We start from the raw sequence: 9,802 nt of genomic DNA on the forward strand, positions 1-9,802 counted from the left end.
AGCCGGGTGGTGCGCGTCGCCCTGGCGGCCGGCATCGCCGCGGTCGAGCACGCCGGTGCCGACGCTGCCCGGCTGCCGGCGATCCTCTCGGCCTCCACCGCCGACGGCCACAACTGCGCCGCCCTGTGCGAAACCCTCGCCTCCGACGATCCGCGCGTCTCGCCGACCCGCTTCCACAACTCGCTGCACAACACCCCCGCCGGCTACTGGGGAATCGCCACCGGCGCCCAGGCTGCCAGCCAGTCGATCTGCGCCTACGACGGCAGCTTTTCCGCGGGTCTGCTCGAAGCCGCCGTGCAGGCTCACGCCGCGGCCCGCCCGACCCTGCTGATCGCCTACGACGCCGAATACCCGGCCCCCCTCCACGCCGCCCGCCCGATTCCCGACGCCGCCGGCATCGGCCTCGTGCTGAGCCCGGTGCGGACAGCCGCGAGCCGTGCCCGCATCGATCTCACCCTCGCCGAAGCCCCGCTCACCGCGCTGGCCGATCCGGCCCTCGACGCACTGCGCCGCGCCATCCCGGCCCTGCGCGGACTGCCGCTGCTGCACCTGCTGGCACGCGGCGAGGCGGGCGTGGTCCAGCTCGAATACCTCGCGCCCCTCGGCCTCACCGTGGGCGTCGCCCCATGCTAGACCGCGCCGCCATCGCCGCCCGCATTCCGCACCAGGGCGCCATGTGCCTGCTCGACGCGGTGCTGGACTGGCACGCCGACGCCATCCGGTGCACCAGCACCAGCCACCGCGACCCCGCCAACCCCCTTTCCGCCGACGGCCGCCTCGGCATCGCCGCCGGCATCGAATACGCCGCCCAGGCGATGGCGCTGCACGGCGGCCTGATCGCCGCCGGCGACACCCCGCCGCGCCAGGGCTACCTCGTCAGCGTGCGCGGCGTCAGCTTCCACACCCTGCGCCTCGACGACCGGCCCGACGCCCTGCTGATCGAGGCCGAACGCCTCTCCGGCGACGCCAACCAGGTGCTCTACGCCTTCCGCGTCTCGGCCGCCGGCACGCTGCTGCTCGACGGCCGCGCGGCCGTCGTCCTCGACGCCTCCTCCCTGGAACCCACCCCATGAAACGCGCCCTCGTCACCGGCGCCAGCGGCGGCATCGGTGCCGCCATTGCGCGCCGCCTGGCCGCCGACGGCCACCACGTCATCGTCCACGCCAACCGCCAGCGGGCCAAGGCCGACGCCCTCGTCGCCGAAATCGCCGCCGCCGGCGGATTGGCCGAAGCGGCCGCCTTCGACATCACCGACGCCGCCGCCACCGCCACCACGCTGGACACGATCCTCGCCGGCGGCCCGGTGCAGATCCTCGTCAACAACGCCGGCCTGCACGCCGACGCGGTGTTTCCCGGCATGTCGCCGCAGCAGTGGCGCAGCGTGATGGACGTCAACCTCGACGGCTTCTACAACGTCACCCAGCCGCTCACGATGCCGATGATCCGCACCCGCTGGGGGCGCATCGTCACCATCACCTCGGTGGCCGGGCTGGTGGGCAACCGCGGGCAGGTCAATTACGCCGCCGCCAAGGGCGCGCTGCACGCCGCCAGCAAGTCGCTGGCGCTCGAGCTCGCCAGCCGCGGCATCACCGTCAATGCGGTGGCGCCGGGCATCATCGCCACCGACATGATCGAGGGCAGCTTCGACCAGACCGCCATCGAGCGCATCGTGCCGATGAAACGCGCCGGCCAACCCGAGGAAGTGGCCGACCTCGTCGCCTTCCTCGCCTCCGAACGCGCCGCCTACATCACCGGCCAGGTGCTGTCGATCAACGGCGGCATGATCTGACGCACACCCCATGAGCACCGAACACCAACTCGCCGCCGCCGTCTCGGTCCACAAGGCCGAAGCCACCCTGTTCTTCGCCCTGCTGCAGCTCACCGTCATCGTCCTCGCCGGGCGGCTCGGCGGCGGGCTGGCGCGGCGCTTCGGGCAATCCTCGGCGGTCGGCGAGATCATCGTCGGCATCCTGCTCGGCCCGTCGCTGTTCGGCCTGCTGGCGCCCGACGTCTTCAGCTACGTGTTCCGTTCCGGCTCCCCGGAGCCGATGCAGGTGCTCTCGCAGCTCGGTCTGATCCTGCTGATGTTCCAGATCGGCATCGAGTTCGACTTTTCCCACCTCACCGAGCGCGACAATCGCAAGGCGGTCACCTGGGTCGCCGTCGCCGGACTGGTGGCGCCCTTCGGGCTCGGGCTCGGCTTCGGCTGGCTGTCGGCGCCGGTCCTCTCGCCCAACGCCGACCGGCTCGCCTCGGGGCTGTTCATCGCCACCGCGTTCTCGATCACCGCGCTGCCGATCCTCGGGCGGATCATGATCGAGTTCGAGCTGACCCGGCGCCCCATCGGCGTCATCGCGATCAGCGCGGCGGCCATCAACGACGTGGTCGGCTGGCTGCTGCTGGCGCTGGTCACCACCCTCACGCTGTCGCACTTCGACGCCGCCGAGTTCGGCACCAAGGTGCTGCTGGTGGGCGCCTTCCTCCTGGTGGCGTGGTTCGTGGTGCGGCCGCTGGTCAAGTTCGCGGTACGCCGCACCTCCCACCACGGCCACCTGTCGCCGCACCTGATGGGCATCCTGCTGGCGGCGATCTTCCTGTGCGCGATGACCACCTACAAGCTGGGCATCTTCGCGATCTTCGGCGGCTTCGTGATGGGCGTGCTGGTCCATGACGAGCACGATCTGGTGGCCGCCTGGAAGGAGCGCATCGGCCACTTCGTCACGGTGTTCTTCCTGCCGATCTTCTTCACCTACACGGGGCTGCGCACCAACATCGGCGGCCTCGACACCGCCGCCCTGTGGGGCTGGTGCGCCCTCACCACCCTGCTCGCCACCGCCGGCAAGTTCGGCGGCACCTACGTGGCGGCGCGCGGCTGCGGCCTCGGGCACAACGAAGCCAACGTGCTGGGCATCATGATGAACACCCGCGCGCTGATGGAGCTGATCGTCATCAACGTGGGCTACGACCTGGGCGTGATCTCCCAGGACATGTTCACGATGCTGGTGCTGATGGCGATCGTCAGTACCGTGGTGACCACCCCGGGCCTGCGCCGCTGGCTCCCGCGCATGGGGCACGCGGTGCCGGCCGGGCGGGGCTGATCGGTGCCGGCCCACGTGTTGCGCGGGCCGGGTGGGCAATCGCGATACGGGTTTTGTGGGTGCGAATGCATTCGCACGGCACGCGTCGGGCCGGGGCAGATCGGCGTTTGACGTCCGCGGGCGAATGAATTCGCCCCTACAGGTGGGGCTCGCCGAGGTCCAGTACGCACCGAGCGATGGTGTGACCACGCGTGACGCGAACAACGCCCCTCCATTCGCCCGCGAAAGGTGGAATACCGTTATGGCCGCCCCCGGGTGCGGCGCGCGAATGAGTTCGCCCGTACCGGGGAGTCTCCCCTCGCAGCACCGGGCAGCCCTGCCTCAGCCCGCCAGGCGCCGCGCGATGAGCACCGGCAGACGCAGCACGAAGCCGATGAACAGCCGAGTGTGCATCCAGGTCAGCAGGCGGTTGTCGCGGAAATACCGGAAGTGCGACACGCCGCCCTCGTCGGCCCGGAAGTAGCGCACCGGCGCCGGCAGGTTGATCGGCCGCACGCCGGCCCAGGCCAGGCGCACCACGGCTTCCGGGTCGAAATCGAAGCGCCGCATCCAGCGCTGGCGGCCCATGATTTGCGCCAGCGGCGCGATCGGATAGACGCGAAAACCAAACAGCGAATCGCCGATGCCCATCCACAGGGTTTCGAGGTTGGCCCACCAGTTGGAGATCTCGCGCCCCTTCACCCGCAGCGCCGGCGCGGCGGCGTCGAACACCGGCTTGCCGAGGATCATCGCGCCGGGGTGGCGGGCCGATTCGGCCATGAAGGTGGGGATGCGGTCGGCCGGGTGCTGACCGTCGGAATCCATCGTCAGCACGTGGGTGAAGCCTTCCGCCGCCGCCGCGCGCAAGCCTTCGAGCACCGCCGAGCCCTTGCCGCGATTCTCGGGCAGGGCGATCACGCGCAGGCCCGGGTCGGCCGCGGCCATGGCCCGCAGACGCTCCAGGCTGCCGTCGGTGCTGCCGTCGACGACGACCCACACCGGATTCCAGAAGTGCCGCGCCTGACGCACGGTCTCGTCGACCTTCACGCCGGGGTTGTAGCTCGGGATCAGGACCAGGTGGGTGGACGACGCGGTACTCACGATGCGATGCCTCGATGGGGATGGACGGAGTCCGGCGTGACCTCGCCGCCCAGCTCGGCGCGGAAGTAACCCTCCAGCGTGCGGGTGAAGCGGCGGGCGTTGTCGGGCGGCTCGAAGCGCTGCCCGAGGCGGATCGAGAAGCGCAGCGGGAGTTCGGGCTTCTTGAAGAGCGGCCAGTCCTTGCCCAGGTAGGGCGAGCTGAACTCGATGGCGAGGCTCTGCAGCGGCACCCGGGCAGCGTGGGCGATGAGGCCCGACGCGGCGGTGCAGTCGTCGAGGGGAAACCGACGGGTGCGCGAGCCTTCCGGGAAGATCACCAGATGGGCGCCCTGCTGCAGCTCGGCACGGGCCTGGCGGACCATGCTCATCGGCGCGTCGTTGCGGATGTAGCGCGCGAGGCGGGCGGCGGCGCCGAGCAGGATGTTGTCCATCAGCGCGGCCTTCATGACGCACACCGCGTTGGGCAGGCGCGAGACGATCATCACCACGTCGAGCAGCGACGGGTGATTGGCGACGAGGATCAGGGGCGCGTCACCACGCAGGCGGTCGAGGGCCGACAGGTCGAAGCGGCAGGCACAGAAAAGCGTCAGAAAATGCAGGTAGACGCGGAAACCGACCATGATCGCCAACCGCCCGACCCAGCGCCCGGCCCGGGGCGGCAGTACCGCACACAGCAGCGCGAAGGGCAGCCAGGTGAGACACAGCACCGCCAGCGCGCCCAGCCCCATGACCATCGCGACGTATTCGTAGCCCGTCCACAGCAGGCACCCGAAGCGGGCGAGCGGCTTAGTCATCGACCGTCACCCGGGTCGCCGATTCGCCGATGACCCACGCCACGCCCAGCCCGGCGGCGAGATAGCGCTGCTGGGCCACCAGCGGACTGTCGTCGAAGGCGGCGCCGGCGAGGCTGTCGTAACGCAGGTAGCCGCCCACCCAGTAGCGCGGAAAACGCTTCGACAGGGCGGCGATGAACTGGGTGCCGCTGTAGCCGCCGCCGGCCTGGTAGGCCGGGCGGGTCGCGGTGGCCTCGGAGGGCGCCACGTCGTAGAAGTAGGCGTGCTGGCGCCGCGTCGCGAAGATCGGGCCGCTGCGCAGGCCGAGGTTCCAGCCCGGCAACGCAGCCATGTCGGTCACGTCGAAGTTGAGGGCCGGCGAGAACACCCAGCCGATCGGGTCCGGCGAGCCGGTGAGCGTGAACGCCGCCCGCAGCGGCAGGATCAGCTTGAGGTTGCGGGCATGGCTGGCGCTGCGCCACAGGGTGAGGTCGAGCTGCGGGCCGATCTCACCGGTGGCGCGCAGGTCGTCCATGCCGGCGCGGGCCGAGTTGCGGGCGCTGCCCACCGGCGGCGAACCCGAGACGCTGATGCCCAGCTCGACCCGGTCGCTGTCGAACAACACACCGCGCACCCCGCGCCGGTCGGCCCGGAAGAACTTGCCGTGATAGACGAAATAGGGCAGCGGCAGCAGGTAGTTGCGGCTCTCGTCGGCGCCACGCCAGGACGGCAGGCTGACCACCCCGACGCCGGCCCCGACTTCCCACAGGGGCTTTTCGGCGGCGGCGGCGGCAGGCAGCGCCATGGCCAGCAGGACGGGAAGGAGGCGTTTCATGGGCGGCGCGCCTCGTCCTCGTGGCGTCGGCGACAGGCCTGGGCCTCGACCTCCACCAGCAGATCGGCCCGGCACACGTCGGCCTGGATGTAGGCGATCTGCGCGGCCTCGCCGAGCGCGCGGCGCAGTTCGGCCTGTACCGCCGGCAGGTGTTCGGGGTGACGGACGTAGGCCCGGCAGGTCAGCGCGTCGAGGCGCCACGGCGCACCGCCGTCGGCCGCGCGGCTGGCTTCGTCGAGCACCGCGGCGAGATTGGCGACCGTCTCGCGGGTCTGGGCGACCGGATCGCCGGCATGCACGGTTTGATGGCCGACGATGCTGGCGGTGCCGGAAACGAACAACCAGTCGGTTCCCGGCAGCCGCGCCAGCGCCGCCCGCGAGAAGGTGGGGCTGCGCGGACCGTAGTCGGCCGGGTAACGATAGGCCGACATCTGGCGCGGGTTCTCGATCGCGCGGGCGGGGGCGCGCCCGGCCAGGAAGGCGACGCTGAGCGGACCGCCCGCGACCCCGAGGGCACAGGCCGCCGGAATGGTGTCGCCGCTCAGCCGGCCGGCGGCCTCGAAGGCGAGATGGCGACCGATGTTGAACTCGCGATAGCGTTCGAGCCCGTCGTCGCCGCTGCCGTTGATGTCGGCGATGTAGTTCCAGACCCGCCACAGCGCGGTGTAGCCGGTATCGGCCAGCAGCCGGAACAGGCTGTCGTAGGCCCGCTGGCCGGCCTGCTGCAGCGGCGAGGCGGCGGGCGTGGCGGCAAAATCGGCCTCGTCCAGTTCGACGACGCCGAACAGCAGGTCCGCGTTGCAGCGATAGCGCACGCCGTGGGCCACGCCCCCGCGCGCCGGCCCGGTGCCGAACCAGGCCTCCACCGGCCACGCGCCGGCCAGCAGGGGCGCGGCGATGCGCTGCAACGGCAGCGCCGCGGTGGCAGCGTCGACGGCGTCGGTGCCGATCCACGAGGCGCCGAGCCAGCGCGGATCGTCGGCCAGGGCGGCCGGATCGAGGGCGGGCAACAGGCGCAACAGGCGATCCGCGTTACCGGTCATCGGCCCACGCTCATGCCGGCTTCCTCGACCGGTCGGATGTTGATGCGGCGTTTGCGCCAGGCGGCCAGGGAGCGACGGAAATGAAAGGCCGAGGACGCGTAGTAGATCAGCTTGAAGACCCGCACGCTGCGCCAGATCGGGGTCTTGCCGAAGACGTCGCCGGCCAGCACCGACAGCAGCGCTTCCTTGACCCGGAACACGTTGCGCGGCCCCATGAACATGTCGCGCATCGTCGGGTTGGTGATGCGGTAGATGAACCACGAGAACGCGCTGGGGCCGTGGCGCATCACCTTGTCGAACTTGCGCAGCGCGGCAGCAGCCTCGGCGGGGCGCGACAGGCAGGTGTCGATGGCCTCGGCGCCGGCGACGCCGCTGTTCATCGCGAGCATCACCCCGGACGAGAACACCGGATCGATGAAGGCGAAGGCGTCGCCCAGCAGCAGGTAGTTGGCGCCGTGGTTGCGCTCGGAGATGTACGAGAAGTTGCCGGTGGCCTCGGCCGGGGTGACCTGGGTCGCGTCGGCGAGCCGCTCGGCCAGCGCCGGGCACATCGCGATGGTGTCGCGCAGGAACTGGTCGAGGGTGCGCTTGCCCTTGGTCTTCATGTAGTAAGGCCACACCGTGGCGCCGATGCTGGTGGCGCCGTCGGACAGCGGGATGAACCAGAACCAGCCGTGATCGAACCAGAAGATCGTGATGTTGCCCTCGGCGCGGCCGTCGTTGCGGCGCGCGCCCGCGAAGTGGGCGTACATCGCCGAGCTGTTGTGGCGCGGGTTGCGATGCTTGATCTGGAAACGGTTGGCGAGGAAGGTGTCGCGCCCCGAGGCGTCGACCACGAAGCGCGCCTGCCAGCGCTGCTCGCGGCCGTCGTCGTGCTGGGCACGAACCACCGCGCCGGCGTCGCCGGGCAGGAAATCCACCGCGGTGACCTTGCAGCCCTCGACGACCTCGACACCCTTGCGCGCCGCGTTGCGGATCAGGATGTGGTCGAAATCGGCGCGCTTGACCTGATAGGCGAAGGGCATCGACTTGTCCCAGGCCTCGGCGAACTGGAACTCCTGGCGATGGTCGTGCCACGGCGAGACGAACTCGGCGCCCCATTTTTCCATGCCGATGGCGCGCACCTCGTCGGCCACCCCGAGCCGTTCGAGGATCGGCAGATTGGCCGGCAGCAGCGATTCGCCGATGTGAAAGCGGGGATGGTGGGCCTTCTCGAGCAGCACCACGCGATGGCCCTTCTCGGCCAGCAGCGGCGCCACCGTCGAACCGGCCGGGCCGCCGCCGATCACCAGCACGTCGCACGCGAGGGTGTCCTGCGCTGCGCTTCCGTCCGCCGTCCGCGGTGCCGTCCGTGCATCCGTCCGCGCTTGCGTGGTCTCCATTTCCTGACTCCTCCCGTTGATCCGCCCGGGCCGGGCCCGCGCGGGTTATACCCCAATCAGACTGGCGCTGCCACCGCGCGCCGCAGCCCCGGCGACAGCGCGGCCACCGTCAGCGCCAGGCAGGTGCCGGCCACCACATCGAGCATCACGTGCTGCTTGGTGGCCAGCGTCGAGAACACGATGAGCGCACACCACAGCCAGCTCGCGGCGCGCAGCCAGGTCGCCGCCCCCACCTCGCGCAGTTCGGCCTCCAGCCAGATCGCCGAATACAGCGCGGTGGCCACGTGCAGCGACGGGCAGGCGTTGCCGCCCACGTCGATGCCCTTGAGGAGCGCGTAGCCGGGATAGCGCCCCCAGTCCACATCGGCCGCCGGCACCGCGGTGGGCCAGAACACGAAAACCAGAATGCCCGCCAGACACAGGCCCCCGATGTGCCAGCCGTAACTGAACAGACGCGTCAGGGTGGGCGCGAGCGCCGGTGGCAGCGACACGTAGAGCCACAAGGTGGCATAGGCGGCCAGCGCCCAGGGCTGGAAACCGATGGCGCGGTCGACCGCGGTGAGCGGCATCACCGTCACCGGGTAAAGGGGAAAATGCAGCAGGTGCAGATAGGCCGCGAAAAAGGCGGTCATGAAGGCCGCGGTGCCGACGGCCTTGAACCACCACAGGTAGGCCAGCCGGGCCGCCAGCGCGCGCGGCCACGCACGCTCGCCCGGACGCGCCGCTCTTCCAACGCCCAGGGCGCTCGATTCCACGATTCGACTCCACGAGTTGAAGCCGCCGCAACTCGGGGCGGCCGGCTCAATCCCGTTATCTTAACGCCGGGCGCCCCCGCCGCGTCACCCTTCGGTGCCCGTCAGGAGGCCAACGGGCGCCCGCGGGGCCAGGCCGGGGAACACCGCCTCCCGATCTCGGGGGGCGAGCGCCAGCAGTTCGGCCAGCACCTGGCGGTAGTCGGTGGTCACGGCCAGGTCGACGCCCTGGTCGAGACGCGGCGTGTCGAGGCCCGGCCAGTCACCGAACATCCGCCCGCCGCGCACCCCGTCGCCGAGCACGAGCATCGCCGCGCCGTGGCCATGGTCGGTGCCCTGGCTGCGGTTGGAGCGCAGGCGCCGGCCGAACTCGGTCATCGCCACGATGCGCAGCGGCCGCCCCGCAGCCGCCATGTCCCGGTGAAAAGCCGCCAGCCCGCGGGCGAACGGGCCGACGAGGGCGTTGAAGCGGCCGGCCTGCGCATCGTGGGTGTCCCAGCTGGCGTGGTCGATGCAGGCCACCCGCAGCCCCACGTCCATCCGCACGAGGCGGGCGATGGCCTGCAGGCCCAGCGTGAAGGCGTTGTTCTCGTAGCCGGCGCCGGGCGGCGCGTAGGGGGCGACGCGACCGTCGGGCAGACGGGGCAGGCGCGCATCCACCAGCGCCAGCCGCGCCAGGGTGCGGGCACCGGCCTGACTCACCGGGTCGCCACCGCGATACAGGCGCTGGAGCACCGCGGCGGCCTCCTTGCCGCCGGGCAGGCCCACGCCGCCCTGCAGGTCGGGCAAGGCCAGCGCGTCGTCGTAGCGGGCGAGCGCCACCGGCACGCCGCTGCTCG

The 9,802-nt window shown here is 71.1% G+C and carries 11 protein-coding genes; 4 read left to right on the forward strand and 7 right to left on the reverse strand.

The features are described from left to right. From ACE3P2_RS03090 to ACE3P2_RS03105, 4 genes are all read left to right on the forward strand, one after another. Nucleotides 1–633 (forward strand): beta-ketoacyl synthase chain length factor (locus ACE3P2_RS03090; protein WP_374260882.1); only part of this gene is annotated, 633 nt, incomplete at its 5' end. Further along, complete coding sequence (locus ACE3P2_RS03095) at nt 627–1,073, forward strand: 3-hydroxylacyl-ACP dehydratase (RefSeq protein WP_374260885.1); 447 nt, start codon at nt 627–629, stop codon at nt 1,071–1,073. The genes ACE3P2_RS03090 and ACE3P2_RS03095, both read left to right, overlap by 7 nt. Next, nucleotides 1,070–1,789 (forward strand): 3-oxoacyl-ACP reductase FabG, encoded by a 720-nt coding sequence (gene fabG / locus ACE3P2_RS03100; protein WP_374260888.1) that lies wholly within the window; start codon nt 1,070–1,072, stop codon nt 1,787–1,789. The genes ACE3P2_RS03095 and fabG overlap by 4 nt, the downstream gene beginning before the upstream one ends. Nucleotides 1,790–1,799: 10 nt before the next feature. Continuing rightward, nucleotides 1,800–3,098 carry a cation:proton antiporter gene (locus ACE3P2_RS03105; protein WP_374260891.1) on the forward strand — a complete coding sequence of 433 codons (1,299 nt, stop codon included), beginning with the start codon at nt 1,800–1,802 and terminating at the stop codon, nt 3,096–3,098. A 321-nt stretch (nt 3,099–3,419) separates the two neighbouring features. Here ACE3P2_RS03105 and ACE3P2_RS03110 read toward each other — a convergent pair whose 3' ends face one another. The 7 genes from ACE3P2_RS03110 to ACE3P2_RS03140 form a co-directional block, all read right to left on the reverse strand. Next, nucleotides 3,420–4,178 carry a glycosyltransferase family 2 protein gene (locus tag ACE3P2_RS03110; protein WP_374260894.1) on the reverse strand — a complete coding sequence of 253 codons (759 nt, stop codon included), beginning with the start codon at nt 4,176–4,178 and terminating at the stop codon, nt 3,420–3,422. Then, nucleotides 4,175–4,972 carry a lysophospholipid acyltransferase family protein gene (locus ACE3P2_RS03115; protein ID WP_374260897.1) on the reverse strand — a complete coding sequence of 266 codons (798 nt, stop codon included), beginning with the start codon at nt 4,970–4,972 and terminating at the stop codon, nt 4,175–4,177. The genes ACE3P2_RS03110 and ACE3P2_RS03115 overlap by 4 nt, the downstream gene beginning before the upstream one ends. Further along, nucleotides 4,965–5,786 (reverse strand): MipA/OmpV family protein, encoded by an 822-nt coding sequence (locus ACE3P2_RS03120; RefSeq protein WP_374260900.1) that lies wholly within the window; start codon nt 5,784–5,786, stop codon nt 4,965–4,967. The genes ACE3P2_RS03115 and ACE3P2_RS03120 overlap by 8 nt, the downstream gene beginning before the upstream one ends. After that, nucleotides 5,783–6,829 carry a hypothetical protein gene (locus ACE3P2_RS03125; RefSeq protein ID WP_374260903.1) on the reverse strand — a complete coding sequence of 349 codons (1,047 nt, stop codon included), beginning with the start codon at nt 6,827–6,829 and terminating at the stop codon, nt 5,783–5,785. Before ACE3P2_RS03125 ends, ACE3P2_RS03120 begins: the two co-directional genes overlap by 4 nt. Continuing rightward, nucleotides 6,826–8,211 (reverse strand): FAD-dependent oxidoreductase, encoded by a 1,386-nt coding sequence (locus ACE3P2_RS03130; protein ID WP_374260906.1) that lies wholly within the window; start codon nt 8,209–8,211, stop codon nt 6,826–6,828. The genes ACE3P2_RS03125 and ACE3P2_RS03130 overlap by 4 nt, the downstream gene beginning before the upstream one ends. Before the next feature lie 56 nt (nt 8,212–8,267). Further along, the gene (locus ACE3P2_RS03135) at nt 8,268–8,966 is read right to left on the reverse strand and encodes a phosphatase PAP2 family protein (protein ID WP_374260909.1); all 699 of its coding nucleotides are present in this window, start codon (nt 8,964–8,966) and stop codon (nt 8,268–8,270) included. Between the two features lie 84 nt (nt 8,967–9,050). Next, nucleotides 9,051–9,802 (reverse strand): DUF1501 domain-containing protein (locus tag ACE3P2_RS03140; protein ID WP_374260911.1); only part of this gene is annotated, 752 nt, incomplete at its 5' end.

This window comes from Zoogloea sp. (assembly GCF_041911615.1).
Taxonomy (GTDB): Bacteria; Pseudomonadota; Gammaproteobacteria; order Burkholderiales; family Rhodocyclaceae; genus Zoogloea.